Source organism: Lysinibacillus sp. 2017 (assembly GCF_003073375.1).
Taxonomy (GTDB): Bacteria; Bacillota; Bacilli; order Bacillales_A; family Planococcaceae; genus Solibacillus.
Genome location: NZ_CP029002.1, coordinates 3,267,756 through 3,285,037, shown reverse-complemented (window position 1 = coordinate 3,285,037; position 17,282 = coordinate 3,267,756). Strand labels below are relative to the sequence as shown.

Below are 17,282 nucleotides of genomic sequence, written 5' to 3'. Positions count from 1 at the left end.
GATCACATTTCCTATAAAGAAAAGATTCACATATTACAAAAAGTACCAACTAAAACACATATACTCTTTGTAATAGGTGAATTTATTGTTGTTGTTATTGTCTTGTAAATGTCTTATTGAATATAGTATATAACAGAAAATAACATTTGTCTAGTGCAAAAATAAAATTCTTCTCCAAAGCAGACGGGCAGTGAGATCGCCCGTCTATTTTTTATTTTAAAATTCTTCAATAACCACATAAATGGAAAGTCAATAATATCTTATGTGCTCACGTAAAATACTCGAGTTTCGCATTTGGAAAGAATTTTTCCATATAGCTGTATAACTGTACTTTCATTTCATCCTCTTCTTCTTTTTGATAAATGTATTTTCCGATTCCATACTTTCCCCATTTAATACGCCTTGAAGATTCATCTAACTCTAATTTAGTCTTCGGATAGTTTTTCTCAATGACGTTTTTTGCAGCCTTTGTAAATCGGTGCTGAATGAATTCAAATGTGATATCTTCTCGTGCATCCCTCGGTAACTCCGCATCAAGACGCTCAAACATATGATAGTACCCATCCTGCCAACCTTCATGAAGATAAATCGGTGCTACGATAAAACCAAGTGGATAACCAGCTCTTGCTACTTTCCCAGCTGCTTCAATACGCTTTGCTAAAGGTGAAGTACCTGGCTCTAAATTTTTAATGACGTAATCTGCATTAATACTAAATCGAAATCTTGTGTGGCCGTTATGATTAGCATCGAGCAAATGATCGACATGATGAAATTTTGTTACAAACCTTAATCTTCCTAATTCCGTTTGGCCAAAATGTTCAATTGCCCTTTTCAATGAATGCGTTAAATGGTCTATCCCAACAATATCAGATGTACAAGCTGCTTCAAATCGCGTAATCTCAGGAGCACGTTCTTCTATATAATGATCTGCCACTTCTAAAATTTCATCGACATTCACATATGTACGAAGATACGGTTTACTCCCCATCGTTGTTTGTAAATAACAATAATGACAATGCCCCATACATCCTGTCGCAAGAGGAATGGCATATTCTGCGGATGGTTTGGACGTGTCAAACTTTAATGTCTTGCGAATGCCCACGACGAGCGTAGATTTTGCGATACGATACTTTTGCAAATCATTGTCTCCAGGTAAATTCCGTATCTGATTATGTGAGGTTGTATAACGAATCTCGATACCTAGCCCTTCAAACTTTTCTTTCAGTTCTATACCTAACGGATACTCCAAGGCTTTTGGCTCAAAATAAACAAGCTGGGGTATAAAGGGTTTATTCATGAGTTTCTCCAGGATTGATGATATGAAGATTTTGAATAAAAATAAAAGTAATATTTCCTAATATTGCTAACATGTCATCACCTTCTTTTCGTATTTAATATTAGCTTATTTAATGAAGGAAAATTTATGATGTGGAAAATTGTGTAGTTGTTCTTTGCAAATAATACTTTGATATAAAAATCATTAAAGGGTACATCTTGCAAAAAAAATGCCCGGAATTTTATAGTTCAAATTCCGGGCTTGATTATCACTTACTTAAATTCCTCCATGACACACTGCCTCGCTTTCACATTGAATCTTAAGATTTCCCTAAGAAAACTCTGCTTTAGCTTCATTCAGTTTTGATGGTCCTTTTGAGATTGATGATTCGCACTCATCGGGTTAACCCTCCTAGTCATTTGGATTGGAAGTGAAATCTATAATAGTATGGGTCATTTTTTATTTTTTATACATTAAATATTATTTTTGTAATCAAAAAAAAAAATACCTTTAAGAACGTTCTTCATGTGTTGATTTTTCCCGATTTTGCACACATTAAAGTTAGACGCAACCAATTGCCGAAAACCTTTATTTTATAGTGATTATAACGTATCACGAATAATAAAACTTTCATTTTACATCACTGCAAAATATATTGTCAACAATAAAGTTGTGTTTGTTCAAAAAAAATGTTATGATAAGCTTATAATTGTTTTTTTGAATCGTATTTTCGAATTCCACTGTATCTTTTGCAGATAGAATTAAGGATACGTTTTTTTAATATCCTTATTTAAAAGGACAGAAAAAATTAAACAGTTGTGTAAGCCTTAAAGGAAGTTAGTTGAATGATTTATCAATTTGCTATCCAAAAGTAACGGAGTTTTTATTCCATGAGGAGGATTAGAAGAATGAATCTAATCAATAAGAAAGTTACACACAAGCTTTTTGGTACAGGTAGTATAGTTAAACATAATGATTCTAGTATTGAAATACATTTCGCAACAGAAAGTAAAAAGTTTGTTTTCCCTGATGTATTTGGAACGCATCTTAAACTACATGATAAAAGCGATGCCAATTCACTTGAAAAAATGATACAAAAAAATGAAATAGAGCGTAAGGAAGAAGAAGTTAAGAAGGAAGAGGAGAAAAAACTCCAACGAATTAATGAAGAACTTCACTTGCAACATGAAAAACTTATGAAAAACCATAAACTTCATCCCGAATCACAAATGGTTTTTTGGTGTGATAAAGAAGAACAAAGTAGTGCCTTTTCAGAGTGGAAGGTTTTTGCTGGCGTTTCGAAAAGCGGTAATAATAAAGGAAAGCCAAGCAAACCCGTACGCTTGCATCAAAATAGTGCTGTGTTGTTAACATCAGTAGATCCTGACATGCCTGAAAAAGAAAGACGCATCTTAGGTGTCTATATGGTGGAGGAAGGATTTATCGGTAAGCTTTGTGAAGACGGATATATTCCTGCTCATTCAAAATACAGAATCCAACTTACAGAAGAAGAATCGAATAAGATTCTTTTCTGGGAATATTACGTAAATGAAAAATTCACCCATAAAATGACATGGAATACAGGTAAACACCGTTATTTCGATAATTCTTGGATGGCTCAAATTTTGTTAGATATCGTTTCATTAAAGACTGACCCAGAGGAACGAGAGCTGGCACAACAATTTTTCAAATATTTTTGCAAAATGAATCAAATTACAGCCCAAGAGTTAACAAAGCCTAATGGCGCATTAATGCGTAATTAGACGTTAGCCTAAAGCTATTAAGAATGATAAAAAAACGAATTCCCGATGGTGGAATTCGTTTTTTTTTTGAACCATTTGCTCTTATTTTCAATGGTTAAATGAAAATTTAGTGGAATCCGAAGTTGTGTGAAGAAAAATTAAAAGAGCTAGGTTATACTATAATAATGATTAAAAGTAAGAGCATGTTACTTTTGCATTTTGGGATAAGTAGTTGTCTTACCCATTAATGAAAGGATTTGAATATTACTATGGCAAATAATTTTTGGCAGGACTTACCAAAGCCATTTTTTGTACTAGCACCAATGGAAGATGTGACGGATCTTGTATTTCGTCATGTCGTCGCAGAAGCAGGAAGACCAGATGTATTTTTTACGGAGTTTACAAACTCAGATAGCTATTGTCACCCAGAAGGTATTAAAAGTGTGCGTGGGCGTTTATCTTTTACAGAAGATGAGCAGCCGCTTGTTGCACATATTTGGGGAGATAACCCTGAGTATTTCCGTAAAATGAGTATTGGGATGGCGGAACTAGGCTTTAAAGGCATTGATCTTAATATGGGCTGTCCTGTACCGAATGTAGCACAAAGAGGGAAAGGTAGTGGCTTAATTTTACGACCAGAAGTGGCAGCAGAACTAATTGAAGCAGCCAAAGCGGGCGGATTACCTGTCAGTGTAAAAACGCGACTAGGTTATAAAGAAGTCGATGAGTGGAAAGAGTGGCTGACACATATTTTAAAACAAGATATCGCCAACCTTTCGATTCATTTACGTACAAGAAAAGAAATGAGTGCGGTTGATGCGCATTGGGATTTGATTCCAGAAATTAAAAAATTACGAGATGAAATTGCACCGAATACGTTATTAACTATTAATGGCGACATTCCTGACCGTGCAAAGGGCTTAGAACTTGCTGAAAAATACGGTATTGACGGGGTTATGATTGGGCGCGGTATTTTTAAAAATCCGTTTGCTTTTGAAAAAGAGCCAAAAGAGCATAGTCCAAAAGAATATCTTGATCTTTTAAAATTACAATTGGACCTACAAGACAAGTACGCAGAAATATTGCCACGCGCAATGTCTGGACTTCATCGCTTTTTCAAAATTTATGTTAAAGGATTCCGTGGTGCAGGCGAATTAAGAAATCAATTGATGAATACAAAGTCAACGGATGAAGTGCGTACATTGCTCGATCAATTTGAATTAGACAATGTTGAGTGATGACATATAAATAATGGGCTAACAACTTAAATCTTGTCAAATCCACTTACCACAGTGCTAGGTTGTAGCTTAGATAAAAATGAAAGCATCAAATTCAGAAAGAGCTGTTTAACTCTTTTTTGAATTTGATGCTTTTTATTATGCGTCATTTTAGTAAAGGCTAACCAAATCTTCCTTTAGTCTCAATAGTGCAGGTACTGAGGAACATAATTAAATTGCTGATAATGTGGCCATTGATAATTTTGATTTATATATGGATGAGGCGCACATTCTACTACTTTGTTGCAATCCACAGGGGGACCAATAAATGTGGAAGGCTTAACTGGTGCAATGGCTTGCTTCCATAGATTTTCATCCATGCAATACGTATGAGCCATGATTGATGCAGGTGTAAATTTTAAAATATCAGAGCCTGAAATTACTTCTGGCGTTGGCGCATTAAAAATGGCTAATAGGTGCGTGTTATCAGCAGTTGCTACGATATAATGCCACCAGCCTTGTGGAATATTTGCCACTTGCCCAGGGGTAATCGGAAAATCGAGAAGTTGTTTTGTGAATGGATTTAGGATTGAGACAACAACAGCGCCCGCGATACAATAGATTAACTCGGCCGCATTTTGGTGATAGTGCGGTTCTATGACATTATTAGCACTTAGGGAAATATCTAAGAGTGATACCTGATCCAGTGTATTTAATTGTTGTACACCTAATACGTTAATAAAGTTGTTGCTATCTTTTTGGAATAGCGGACTCTTATTTACATCAAATGTGAATTGAGCAGATGGAGATGTGTAATCCAAAGAGGACATATAATTTTTTCACCTCGATACATTATTGATAACAAATCTTCTAGGTAGGTTATGCACTTACAACTTGTTCGGTGTACATCGTTAGTAAACGTTAAATAGCAAATTACTTTAATCAATTGGTCTTTACCGTTAGCAAAATTTCATATATAGAGTAAAAGGTTATAGGAGTCGAGAGATTGGATAAACAAAATAGCAAATATAGATGGGTTGTATTTGTTTCTGTAATGCTTACGTATTTGTTAATGGCGAGTCAACGAACAGCTCCGGGATTGATTACGGACCAAGTGATGAGGGATTTTAATGTAACGGCATCTACGATTGGATTTCTGGCAAGTATACAATTTTTTATATACACGGGTTTGCAAATTCCTATGGGGATTTTGGCTGACCGTTTTGGGCCCAATTATTTTCTGATTGTCGGGGCCACTCTAACAGGGATTGGAACAATTATTTACAGTCTTGGTACGCATGAGTTTGTCTTATTCTTTGCCAGAATGCTGACGGGGATGGGGGATGCGACCATCTGGGTTAACCTTGTGTTGATTTTGGGCGGATGGTTTAGCACAAAGGAATTTGTTCGATTAATTGGTCTGGCCGGCATGACAGGAAGTTTAGGATTTCTTTTGGCAACCGTCCCTTTCTCTGCATGGATTGACTTACTTGGTTGGAGAGGCGCATTTTTTTCAGCGGGATTTTTATTATGCTTATGTGGCATTTTGCTTTATTTTGTCCTCTTAAAAAAACCAAAACAAATTTTTCACAATGAGCCGGACGTTGTAACCAATAATGGCGAGCGTGAAAAAACATCAGTTTTACTACGAAGAATATTTTCAAGTTGGCAAGCGTGGAGTTTATTCTTTTGTCATTTTGGTGTTGTTGGGGCGTATGTTGGATTTATCAGTTCGTGGGCAGTGCCTTACGGAATTAGTGTGTATGGAATGACACGTTCGGATGCGAGCGGGTTGGTTATGATTGGTCTAGTGGGCGCATTGATTGGAGCTCCTCTAACTAGTTGGATTTCAAGTCGATTAGAAACGATTAAACGCCCCTATGTTGTGGTGCAATTAATTGTTTTATTCTGCTGGTCTTGCTTCCTCTTATTTAAGGCGCACCCACCATACGTCTTATTACTAATACTTTTCTTTATCATTGGCTATGGATATGGGGCAAGTGCATTAACTTTCGCTGCCGTTCGTCAATCTTTTAAAATAACAGAATCAGGTATCGTATCGGGGTTTGCAAATACGGGTGGATTTCTAAGTGCGGTGTTGCTACCAATTATTTTTGGAAATATACTGGATCATTTTCAGTCCCCCACAAGCAGTATCACTGAAGGTTACTACTACAGTTTCATCACGCCCGTGATTTTCTCCATCATTGGATTGATTGGAGCAAGTTGTTTTAAGGAAAAGCGACAGGACGCCAAAGAAATGTCCAAACAACCTAAAAGTAGTTAATAAAACGTAAGGTGGTATGTGCCACCATCATTTTCCCACCGATCTATATCGCAGTCATCATGAATCCAGTTGTCAGATATTTCTTCGGCATTTGGAAGTAGACATATTCTTGCCACTGAAATCCTCCTCATCTAAAAAAAGTTATTTTATACAGCCGCTTTTTTACAAATCTTTCATATCTATTTTATGCAATGTATATGGTTTAGTTAATAGTCGAGATGAAGTTGAAGTTCAAACGATCGTTACTTACATATAGCTACTGTTTTTATTACATAACCTTCATAACTTCGTGCATCCTATAGCTAAGAGGAGGTGTGTGAATGGAAGAAAAAAAGTTTACGGAAGCTGGGACAGATATTGATGAAGTGAAGCGATTAAATGCAGCTTCTGGTCTTTCTTATAACGATGCAAAAGCGTTACTCGCACAAGAATCTGAAGTTCAAACGGTCGATGAAATTCCGCTTAAACCACTAAAGGAAAAGTTAGAAGTAGACAGTAATGCCTACAAATTAAATCAAATACCTGGCAGTATCAATTTAGATCGTAACAGTCTAAGGTAAAATTCAAAATTCACTCATCTAGGAGGTTAACATGTCTAATTCAAGTAAAGGGAAACCAAATGACAACTCGAGTAATGTCGACCGAATACGCGATATTATTAAAAACACTGAAGGCAATCTTATGGACGCCGAATTTAGCAAGGAATTCGTAAATCCTGTGCAGCGTGAAATTATAAGAGAAAAAAACGAGCGACGCAAATACTCAATAGAAGAACTTAAAGAAGAAATAAAAGAAGAAGTTACAAAAGGCAAAAGAGGGAAAGCATAGGCAATGATTAATTAGTAAAGGAAAAATAAATACAAATGTTATAATTCACAGAAGTAACGCTGATTTAGCGAATACTTCTGTGAATTAATTAAGGTAATTCAAGGTAATCCACTTTTCGCATGATTTGGCGCGAAATGTGCTTTTTTAAGGACGATGAGCCTTATCTTTTTTGGATATGAACGTCTTACAGCACGTATCTGTTGAGTGTGCGGCTTTCCCTTTTACCTCATGAAAAAAATCAGAAGCAAACTCTGTCAGATCATTTTTGTTGGTTTGATCATTCATATTGATTTCAATCTTTTCGGCGCCACAAACATTCCCCTTTGCATGAAAAAAACAGTTGGACACAGTACATTTTACCTCTAAAGTGGGCATAGCTTTCCTCCTCTTTGATTTGATTAATCCTGAAAAATACAGAAAAAGGCGATAATCAATAATTGCCCTTTTTATATTCTTCAAATTTTATTTTGTCCAATTGGCGGATTTTTATTTTCAAACGAATGAATCTCCTTTTCTAAGCTTTATGTTGACGAAATACTAGCTGTTTCGTTAATTTAAAGACAAGAATTCAATTGGAAAAGGAGAATAATAATGCTTAAAAGTAAAACGGTAACAGAAGAACAACTTGCACAATTATTACAGACCTTAAAACAAAGATTTGAAAAAAACATGAATCGACATGAAGGAATACAGTGGGAGCAAGTACTGGAAAAGCTGGAAGAATGTCCAGAAAAGTTATGGTCACTTCAGCAAATGGAAGAAACAGAAGGTGAGCCAGATGTAATTGGTGTTGATGCAAATACAGGCGGCTATCTATTCATGGACTGTTCTGCAGAGAGTCCAAAGGGAAGAAGAAGTATTTGTTATGACCGAGAAGCATTAGATGCAAGAAAAAATAATAAGCCTGCAACAAGTGCGATGGATGTAGTGAAAGAAATGGGAATTGAATTAGCTACGGAGGCACAATATCGTGCGCTTCAAGAGTTAGGTGAATTTGATCTGAAAACATCAAGTTGGATTGCTACTCCTGACAACATTCGAAAGCTTGGTGGCGCATTATTCTGCGATCGCCGCTATGATACCGTATTTGTTTATCATAATGGTGCGGATTCGTACTACGGGGCAAGAGGTTTTCGTGGGGTATTCGTGTTAAATTAGTTGATTGGTTTAGCTAATTTCCTGAATAGAAAACGTAATATGCACAATACTAGGATTGATTTCATTTATTAACGCTGATGATTAGGAGGCGGAAGCAGATGGGTAAAGATCCAAAGTCAATTCAAAAGTCTGAAAAAATCCACCAAAACTGGACAAGTGAAAAGCATCAAAAAGCTCAACAAAACGGCGAAACAGAAATTACGCTTCATAACCGTATTTTGAGAACTGAAGCAAAAGCGAGACAGTTTTAAGCATCCGTTACAATAATTGAAATCAAGAAAAGGGAAGGTCTCTAAGTAGAGATTCTTCCTTTTTATTTGTTTGAAATCAAAAAAATAATCCATTTGAAAATGAATTCCTAACGTATAAAATTCCATTATATTTCCAATGCTTCACAAAAGGAGTGAGCAGTATGGAAGATAAAACATTAACGAATCGACAAGGACATCCAATTACAAATAACCAACAGCTAAGATCAGTTGGAAATCGTGGTCCTGCGACACTAGAAAATTACGATTTTATTGAGAAGATTAGTCATTTTGACCGAGAACGAATTCCAGAACGTGTTGTACATGCGAGAGGCGCAGGGGCACACGGTTTTTTTGAAGCTTATGGAATGGTAGGGGATGAACCAATTTCAAAGTATACAAGGGCGAAGTTGTTTCAACAAAAAGGAAAACAGACACCTGTTTTTGTTCGCCTTTCGAGCGTCATTCACGGTGGACATTCTCCTGAAACATTACGCGATCCACGTGGCTTTGCGGTGAAGTTTTATACTGAGGATGGGAACTGGGATTTAGTCGGCAATAATTTAAAAATCTTTTTTATCCGGGATGCGATGAAGTTTCCTGATATGATTCATGCATTTAAGCCTGATCCACTTACGAATCGGCAAGATGCAGAACGCTTTTTTGATTTTTGCGCGGCGTCTCCTGAAAGCTTTCATATGGTAACCCTTATTTATTCGCCATGGGGGATTCCCGCGAATTATCGCATGATGCAAGGCTCAGGGGTTAATACGTATAGATGGGTGAATGCAGAAGGAAAAGGTGTGCTCATAAAATACCATTGGGAGCCGAAGCAAGGCATTCGCAATTTAACACAACAGCAAGCAGAAGAAATTCAAGGAAAAAATTTCAACCATGCGACACAGGATTTACATGATGCAATTGAACAAGGGGAATATCCAGAGTGGGAGTTATTTGTGCAAATCATGGAAGACGGACCACATCCAGAGCTTGATTTTGACCCGTTAGATGACACAAAGCTTTGGCCAGAGGAATTATTCCCATGGAAGGCAGTCGGTAAAATGACGCTTAATAAAAATCCTGAAGATTATTTTACAGAGGTAGAGCAGGTTGCATTTGGGACAGGGGTTCTCGTGGATGGACTTGATTTTTCAGATGATAAAATGCTACAAGGACGAACTTTCAGCTATTCGGATACCCAGCGTTATCGTGTTGGACCAAACTATTTACAGTTGCCAATCAATGCGCCGAAAAAGTATGTGGCAACGAATCAACGTGGTGGACAAATGCAATACAAAGTCGATACGCATGAAAATCCACATATTAATTATGAACCTTCCTTATTAGGTGGTTTGAAAGAAGCAAAGCAAGTTGGAAAAGAACATACCCCCTTTGTCGAAGGGCATCTCGTTCGTGCACCACTTGATCGAACGAATGATACGAAGCAAGCTGGAGAGACCTATCGTAATTTTGAAAAATGGGAGCAGGATGATTTAATCCTGAATTTAACAACCGATTTAGCAAAGTGTGCTCCAGTTATCCAAGAAACGATTATTCGCTATGCCGAACAAGCAGATGCAGAATACGGACGCCGCTTACGTGATAATTTACACGCAACGAATAATCCAGATTCGGGCCCACTCGGCAATGCAAAAAACGATGAAGCTGTGCAGCAAGCAATTGAAAATAGTAAGGAAACAGGTCCGTTATAATAAAAATGCCGAGCATCCAATTTGGATGTTCGGCAATTCATTTTTACAACCACTTAGAAAGTTGCTCTTTTGTAGCTAATACAAAGTGGCCAGGGCGTGCTTCTAAAACTTGTACATTTTCTGATGTTTCTTCATGTGTGTATGGAATACGTACACGTTTTCGCTCATACTCTGGGTTTGGCTGAGGTACAGCTGAAAGTAAAGATTTCGTATATGGGTGAATAGGGTGATTATAAATCTCATCCGCAGCCCCTAGCTCTAATATTTTTCCGCGATACATTACCGCAATTCGGTCAGAAATATATTTCACCATTGATAGGTCATGAGCAATAAATAAATAGGTTAGTCCACGTTCTTTTTGAAGTTGCTTTAATAAGTTAACAACTTGTGCTTGAATCGATACATCAAGTGCAGAAATTGGCTCGTCGGCAATGATAAAGCTTGGATCTAAGCTAAGTGCACGGGCAATTCCGATACGTTGACGCTGACCGCCTGAAAATTCATGTGCATAACGGTTTGCGTGCTCACGGTTTAAACCAACCGATTCTAGCAGCTCCCCAATTTTTTCTCGACGCTCTTTTTTGTTTTTATAAAGGCCGTGGATATCAAAACTTTCCGCAATAATTTCGCCAGCCGTCATACGCGGATTTAACGATGCGTATGGATCTTGGAATATCATTTGCATATCACGGTTAAACTTCAGCGCTTCTTTACGAGAAGAATAAGAATTTACGTTTTTCCCGTTAAATAAAATCTCGCCGTCAGTAATATCATAAAGGCGAATAATAGAACGCCCAGTAGTCGATTTACCACAACCTGATTCACCTACAAGTCCAAGTGTTTCACCTTCATAAATATCAAAGCTGATGCCATCAACCGCTTTAATCGGTGCTTTATCAGTACCAAAATGTTGTTTTAATCCTTTGACTTCTAAAATCTTTTTACGCATTATGCCTCGCCTCCTTTTGCGGATTCAATACGGCGAGCAACCACTTCTGGCAGTGGAATATTTGGCGCATTCGGATGAAGTAACCACGTTTTCGCAAAATGCGTCTCAGAAATTTGGAACATTGGTGGTTCTTCTTCAAAATCAATTGCTAAAGCTAGCTCGTTTCGAGGAGCAAAAGCACAGCCCTTAGGTGGATTGATTAAATTTGGAGGTGAACCAGGAATGGCACGTAATAGCTCATCTGTTGAGTTGTTTAAGTCAGGCATTGAACCTAGTAAGCCCCAAGTGTAAGGGTGTTGCGGGTTGTAGAATATATCCTCTACAGTGCCATACTCAACGATTTGGCCAGCATACATAACTGCAACACGATCAGCTACATTCGCTACAACACCTAAGTCATGTGTAATGAAAATAATTGACGTATTTGAATTTCTTTGAATTTCCTTCATTAACTCTAAAATTTGTGCTTGAATCGTTACATCAAGTGCTGTTGTTGGTTCATCTGCGATTAATAGCTTTGGATCTGCAGCAAGTGCAATCGCAATAACAACACGTTGGCGCATCCCTCCAGATAGCTCATGCGGATAAGAACTATAACGTTTTTCAGGATGTGGAATACCTACCTGATTTAGTAATTCAATTGAGCGAGTTTTGGCTTCGCCTCTAGAAGAAACTTTTTTGTGCTTTAATAAAACTTCCATAATTTGTTTGCCAATACGCATCGTTGGATTTAATGCCGTCATGGGATCTTGGAAAATCATTGCAATTTCATTGCCACGAATAGATAACATTTCTCTTTCAGAAAGAGGAATGATATCGCGACCATTAAATTTAATTTCGCCCCCAGCATAAATACCAGGTGGCTCGGGAATTAGCTTCATTAAAGCGTTGCTTGTAACACTTTTACCTGAGCCTGATTCGCCAACGATTGCGAGCGTTTCACCTTCAAATAATTCAAAATTTACGCCTCGTACGGCCTGTACAATACCGGCGTACGTTTTGAAATGAATACGTAAATCATTAACTTCTAAAATTTTCTTTTTCATATCGTACACCCTTTTCTATTTACGTAATTTAGGATCTAATGCATCGCGAAGTCCATCTCCAACAGCGTTAAATGCAAAAATCGTTAACGAAATGAAGAGGGCTGGGAAGATTAAACGCCAAGGTGCAGATTGAATGGCCTTATTACCTTCTGAAGCCATCGTACCCCAACTTGCCATCGGTTGTTGCACCCCTAAACCAATATAACTTAAGAATGATTCTGTAAAGATAGCACCAGGAATCGTTAATGTCATTGTTACTAAAATAACACCCAACGCATTCGGAATTAAATGGCGTTTAATTAAATGCCAACTATTCGCACCTAATGTTCGAGAAGCTAAAACGAATTCACGACTTTTAATTGAAAGAACTTCTGCACGAACGATACGTGCCATATTTACCCAACCAGTAATGGATAAGGCAATAATCATTGGAACTAAACCTTTTTCCATAACAACTAATAAGATAATTACAACTAGCATGTAAGGAATTGCAGTTAAAACATCGGCAATACGCATCATAATGTTATCGACACGTCCACCTAATAATCCAGAAATACTTCCCCAAAGAACGCCGATGATTAAATCGATAACTGCGGCAGCAATACCGATGAATAATGAAATTCTTGCCCCTTGCCATACACGAACGAATAAATCACGTGCAAGGTCATCTGTTCCAAACCAGTGTGTAGCAGAAGGCGCGGAATTGTATAGTCCCGTACTTTCTTCATAGTTCCAAGAAGAAAACATTGGTGCAAGTATGGCCATTACTCCAATCAATACTAAAATAACGAGCCCAATAATCGCTAGCTTGTTATGGGAAAAGCGATATATAACCTCTTGCCAAAATGAAACTTGTTTTTTATTGAGAGAATCTGCTTCTTGTGTACGTGCCCCAACAACTTTAAAACGTTCAGGAGCAATGTTGTCAATATTTGAATTGTGCTGTGTCATTATTTTTTTGCTCCTTTCAGTTTGATACGAGGGTCAATAAAGCTGTATAAAATATCTACGATTAATACAGCAAGCAATAAAATAATTGAATAGAAAACGGTTACACCCATAATGGTCGTATAGTCACGGTTCGTAATTGACTGTACGAAGTGACGTCCGATACCAGGGATAGCGAAAATCTGTTCAATAATGAAACTACCTGTTAATACGCCGGCTGTTAAAGGTCCTAAATATGTGATAACTGGCAACAAAGCATTGCGAAGGGAGTGTTTGAATACGACTGTCCACTTACCAATACCTTTTGCTCGTGCAAGTTTTACATACTCACTATTATTTTGTTCTAACATACTAGAACGAGTAAGTTTTGCAATGAACCCAACATGTGTTAGGGCAATAGCAGTTGCAGGTAAAACTGTGTAAATAAAGCCTTTCCAACCTGTTACAGGGAACCATCCGAGTTTAAGTGAAAAGAATAATTGTAAGAGCCCGGCAAGGATGAATGAAGGTACAGAAATACCTAAAATGGCAATTACAGTCGACACATAGTCAGGAACTTTGTTGTGATAAAGTGCAGAAATAACACCTAACAGAACACCTAATCCTATTGCTAAAACCATAGCTTCTAATCCTAATACTAATGACACAGGGAACCCTTCTGAAATCATGGCATTTACTGTACGACCTTTATATTTCATTGATTCACCAAAATCAAATGTAAGTGTAGATACTAAATAATCTTTGTATTGAATATACCAAGGATTATCGAGGCCGTATTTCGCATTCAGTTGCTGTTCAATTGCTACTGGAAGTTGACGTTCACTAGCGAATGGGCTACCTGGTGCTAACTTCATTAAGAAGAATGTGGCTGTAACGATGATGAATAGAGCCACAATAATGTAAAGTACTCGCTTTAATATGTAGTTTAGCATTGGACAGACCTCCTTTTTGATTATTTTGAATTTTCGGTAATATTATGAAAGGCTGCTCCAAATCACAAGGATTTATGAGCAGCCTTTCGTGTAAAACTACACAAAAAATACGTATGTGTTATGAAAATTATTTGTTGATATCAACGTTTTTAAGTGAAATGTTACCTAAGCCATCAGGAACCATACCTGATACATAATCTTTAGAGATATAAAGATTCGTATAGAAGTAAATTGGAGCAACAGGCATTTCATCCATCATAATTGCTTCAGCTTCTAATAATGTTGCAATACGTTTAGCTGGATCTGTTTCAATAACTGATTGTTTTAATAATGCAGTATAATCCTTATTTTCCCAACCAGTATCATTGTTACCATTTGCAGCAGTGTTGTACATTTCTAAGAATGTGTAAGAATCGTTATAGTCAGCGATCCAACCCATACGACCTACTTGGTAATCTAAGTTAGAAAGTTTGTCTAAATACACTTGCCATTCAGCGTTATCAAGCTTAACTTTGATACCTAATTCTTTTGTCCAACCTTGTTGAATGAATTGTGCAATCGCAGCGTGAGCTTCTGAAGTATTGTGCGAAACCGTAATTTCTAATTCAGATGGATCTGATAAACCTAATTCTTTTAAACCTTTAGTTAAATATTCTTTTGCAGTTGCGTAATCAGCATCTTTGAAGTAACCTTCATCATTGCCGAAACCTTCTACTGCGTTAGGAACGATACCTAAAGCCGGCTCTTGCTCACCTTTAGTGATGTTTTTGATTAAACCTGCACGGTCGATAGATAATGCTAATGCTTTACGGATGTTTACGTTACTGATAACTTTGTCCGTAGTATTGAATTTGTACCAATAGATACCTGAGTACGGTTCTACATTTAATGAACCTTCAGACTTTAAGCGGTCAATAGCATCTAAAGCGATTGAACCGAAGTTTGTGCCTAAGAAGTCAATTTCATCATTATCAAACATGTTCATTTGAGAAGATTCTGCTTCTACGATAGCGATGTTAACAGTGTCGATTTTAACATTTTCTGCATCCCAATAAGAATCAGATTTTGTTAATACTAAGTTACCACTGTGAACCCACTCAGATAATGTGTACGCACCGTTAGAAACGATTGAATCTGCTTCTGCAAACCAGTTAGCATTTGCTTCTTGTGTAGCACGGTGAACTGGGTACATTGTTTTGAAAGCTGTTAATTCTAAGAAGTATGGTGTTGGAACTTCTAATGTAACTTCGATTGTTTTTTCATCAATTACTTTAATACCTAAATCATCAACTGATCCTGAGCCTAAGTTATAAGCTTCAGCGCCTTTGATTGCGTATAAAATCGATGCATATTCAGAAGCATTAACTGGATCTAATGCCCATTTCCAAGAATAAGCGAAGTCTTCAGCAGTTACTGGGTCTCCGTTCGTCCATTTCGCATCACGTAATTTGAATGTATACGTTAATAGATCGTCAGAAACATCATAGCTTTCAGCTGCAGCTTCTGTAGCTACTCCGTTTTCCATTGTCATTAAACCTTCAAAAATGTTTTGAATAACAGTAGCTGAAGTAGTGTCTGTAGCTAAACCAGGGTGTAATGACGGTGGCTCAGACCCAAATAATAAATTAAGCTCTTTAGGTTCTGAAGTTGTATCTGTACTCTCTGTAGTACCTTCAGTGCCTGTTTCTGTAGTACCTTCAGAAGTATCGTCTTTCTTGCTGTCATCTTCACCACATGCTGCTAGTACCACAGAAAGTACAAGCACCATCATAAGTGTAAGAAACTTGTTAAATTTCATTGTCAAACCTCCGATTTCTTTTAAAAAATTCTGAAAATTGTAACGCATATAAACTATATCAAATACAAAAGTAATAATAAATAGAATTTTTGTATTTTGTAAGAAAAAAATAACCTATTCGAGCATTAATGTTATTTATATGATTTTATTCTAAATGTGTTTTTTGGAAATGACTATTGTGAAAAGGCAGATTTTAGTATTTCAAAATAATTTATACCATATAAATCTAGGGATAGTATTGTATATTAATAGTATTTGTTATTGAAAATTCTGAAAATAAAGTTATTTTGAGAGAGTAGCTTTAACGGTTGTTAGTGGATTTTCAGGACATGGTTAGATGTCAAAAAGTTATTTATACTTATGTGACAAAGAAAGATAATAAAATACGAAGTGACAAGCTAACATTCCACCTCCAACCTCTGTTATAATATTTTTAGCAAACATTGTTGGAGGTTATGATGGATAATAATGATATTTTAATCCGCGTGCGTTATGCACTAGATTTAAAAAATAGAGAAATGATTGAAATTTTTAAGCTTGGTGGCATTCGTGTATCACCCGAAGAAATGCCAAAGTACTTGATTAAATCACTTGAAAAAGATGAAGAAGTACCCGCAGATTATGATCAAATTAAAGTGAATAACAAAAACTTAGAGTCGTTCTTTAATGGACTTATTACATTTAAACGTGGACCGATGCCAAAAAAAGAAGGGCAAGCCGTACCAGTTCAAGAAAAGGCAGATCATATAAATAATATGGTTTTAAAAAAATTGAAAGTTGCTTGTCAGCTAACAACTGAAGAAATGCTTGATGTATTAGATGATGGTGGTATTGCCGTATCTAAAGGCGAGCTTGGTGCTATCATGCGTAAACCAGGACATCGCAATTATAAAGAGTGTGGCGATAATTTTGCACGTAAGTTTTTAAAAGGCTTATCAATTCGATACAGAAGTAATGAGATTAGGACGTCTAAATAGGCGTCCTATTTTTTTAGTGGATAAGAAAGTATAGATTTCTATGGGTATGCTATTCATTTACGATTAAAAGGCATCCCATTCCTATTATGAAATGAAATTTGATACAATGAACAGTATTGTTTAACTTCTAACAGTTTGTTAATGAAGTTAAGTCTCCAGTGGAT

17 protein-coding genes are annotated in these 17,282 nt (G+C 36.8%); 9 read left to right on the top strand and 8 right to left on the bottom strand.

Annotated features, from left to right (window positions below; translation table 11 throughout):
• Positions 1-268: 268 nt before the first annotated feature.
• Complete coding sequence (gene splB, locus DCE79_RS16115; RefSeq protein WP_108713994.1) at positions 269-1,297, bottom strand: spore photoproduct lyase; 1,029 nt, start codon at positions 1,295-1,297, stop codon at positions 269-271.
• Positions 1,298-2,184: 887 nt separating this feature from the next.
• On the opposite strand from splB, the gene DCE79_RS16110 reads away from it, so the two are divergent.
• Positions 2,185-3,039 carry a malate synthase gene (locus DCE79_RS16110; protein ID WP_108713993.1) on the top strand — a complete coding sequence of 285 codons (855 nt, stop codon included), beginning with the start codon at positions 2,185-2,187 and terminating at the stop codon, positions 3,037-3,039.
• Between the two features lie 248 nt (positions 3,040-3,287).
• On the top strand, positions 3,288-4,256 hold the full coding sequence (locus DCE79_RS16105; protein WP_108713992.1) for a tRNA dihydrouridine synthase: 969 nt from the start codon (positions 3,288-3,290) through the stop codon (positions 4,254-4,256).
• Between the two features lie 182 nt (positions 4,257-4,438).
• On the opposite strand, the gene DCE79_RS16100 is transcribed toward DCE79_RS16105, so the two are convergent.
• Positions 4,439-5,065 (bottom strand): cupin domain-containing protein, encoded by a 627-nt coding sequence (locus tag DCE79_RS16100; protein ID WP_108713991.1) that lies wholly within the window; start codon positions 5,063-5,065, stop codon positions 4,439-4,441.
• A 176-nt stretch (positions 5,066-5,241) separates the two neighbouring features.
• Here DCE79_RS16100 and DCE79_RS16095 point away from each other — a divergent pair, with 176 nt between their 5' ends.
• The 3 genes from DCE79_RS16095 (at position 5,242) to DCE79_RS16085 (ending at position 7,350) form a co-directional block, all read left to right on the top strand.
• Positions 5,242-6,522 (top strand): MFS transporter, encoded by a 1,281-nt coding sequence (locus DCE79_RS16095; RefSeq protein ID WP_108713990.1) that lies wholly within the window; start codon positions 5,242-5,244, stop codon positions 6,520-6,522.
• 320 nt (positions 6,523-6,842) lie between these two features.
• Positions 6,843-7,082 carry a hypothetical protein gene (locus DCE79_RS16090; RefSeq protein WP_108713989.1) on the top strand — a complete coding sequence of 80 codons (240 nt, stop codon included), beginning with the start codon at positions 6,843-6,845 and terminating at the stop codon, positions 7,080-7,082.
• 31 nt (positions 7,083-7,113) lie between these two features.
• Complete coding sequence (locus DCE79_RS16085) at positions 7,114-7,350, top strand: small acid-soluble spore protein Tlp (RefSeq protein ID WP_108713988.1); 237 nt, start codon at positions 7,114-7,116, stop codon at positions 7,348-7,350.
• A 144-nt stretch (positions 7,351-7,494) separates the two neighbouring features.
• Here DCE79_RS16085 and DCE79_RS16080 read toward each other — a convergent pair whose 3' ends face one another.
• The gene (locus DCE79_RS16080) at positions 7,495-7,725 is read right to left on the bottom strand and encodes a DUF1540 domain-containing protein (RefSeq protein ID WP_108713987.1); all 231 of its coding nucleotides are present in this window, start codon (positions 7,723-7,725) and stop codon (positions 7,495-7,497) included.
• Positions 7,726-7,941: 216 nt separating this feature from the next.
• Between DCE79_RS16080 and DCE79_RS16075 the strand changes: the two genes are divergently transcribed.
• The 3 genes from DCE79_RS16075 (at position 7,942) to DCE79_RS16065 (ending at position 10,468) form a co-directional block, all read left to right on the top strand.
• Positions 7,942-8,508 (top strand): DUF4256 domain-containing protein, encoded by a 567-nt coding sequence (locus DCE79_RS16075; protein WP_108713986.1) that lies wholly within the window; start codon positions 7,942-7,944, stop codon positions 8,506-8,508.
• Between the two features lie 98 nt (positions 8,509-8,606).
• Entirely contained in the window at positions 8,607-8,759 is a 153-nt protein-coding gene (locus tag DCE79_RS16070) for a YpzG family protein (RefSeq protein WP_108713985.1), read from the top strand.
• Positions 8,760-8,920: 161 nt separating this feature from the next.
• Positions 8,921-10,468, top strand: coding sequence for a catalase (locus tag DCE79_RS16065; RefSeq protein ID WP_108713984.1), 1,548 nt, complete (start codon positions 8,921-8,923; stop codon positions 10,466-10,468).
• Positions 10,469-10,511: 43 nt separating this feature from the next.
• Here DCE79_RS16065 and DCE79_RS16060 read toward each other — a convergent pair whose 3' ends face one another.
• The 5 genes from DCE79_RS16060 to DCE79_RS16040 all read right to left on the bottom strand — a co-directional run bounded on the left by DCE79_RS16060 (position 10,512) and on the right by DCE79_RS16040 (position 16,141).
• Positions 10,512-11,417, bottom strand: a complete 906-nt coding sequence (locus DCE79_RS16060) for an ABC transporter ATP-binding protein (RefSeq protein WP_108713983.1) — start codon at positions 11,415-11,417, stop codon at positions 10,512-10,514.
• Positions 11,417-12,463, bottom strand: a complete 1,047-nt coding sequence (locus DCE79_RS16055; protein ID WP_108713982.1) for an ABC transporter ATP-binding protein — start codon at positions 12,461-12,463, stop codon at positions 11,417-11,419. The genes DCE79_RS16060 and DCE79_RS16055 overlap by 1 nt, the downstream gene beginning before the upstream one ends.
• 15 nt (positions 12,464-12,478) lie before the next feature.
• Positions 12,479-13,414, bottom strand: coding sequence for an ABC transporter permease (locus DCE79_RS16050; RefSeq protein ID WP_108713981.1), 936 nt, complete (start codon positions 13,412-13,414; stop codon positions 12,479-12,481).
• Positions 13,414-14,343 (bottom strand): ABC transporter permease, encoded by a 930-nt coding sequence (locus tag DCE79_RS16045; protein ID WP_108713980.1) that lies wholly within the window; start codon positions 14,341-14,343, stop codon positions 13,414-13,416. Before DCE79_RS16045 ends, DCE79_RS16050 begins: the two co-directional genes overlap by 1 nt.
• Positions 14,344-14,470: 127 nt before the next feature.
• Positions 14,471-16,141 (bottom strand): peptide ABC transporter substrate-binding protein, encoded by a 1,671-nt coding sequence (locus tag DCE79_RS16040; protein WP_108713979.1) that lies wholly within the window; start codon positions 16,139-16,141, stop codon positions 14,471-14,473.
• Between the two features lie 458 nt (positions 16,142-16,599).
• Between DCE79_RS16040 and DCE79_RS16035 the strand changes: the two genes are divergently transcribed.
• A complete protein-coding gene (locus DCE79_RS16035) occupies positions 16,600-17,118 on the top strand; it encodes a YehS family protein (protein WP_108713978.1) in 519 nt (172 codons plus the stop codon).
• Positions 17,119-17,282 lie beyond the last annotated feature (164 nt).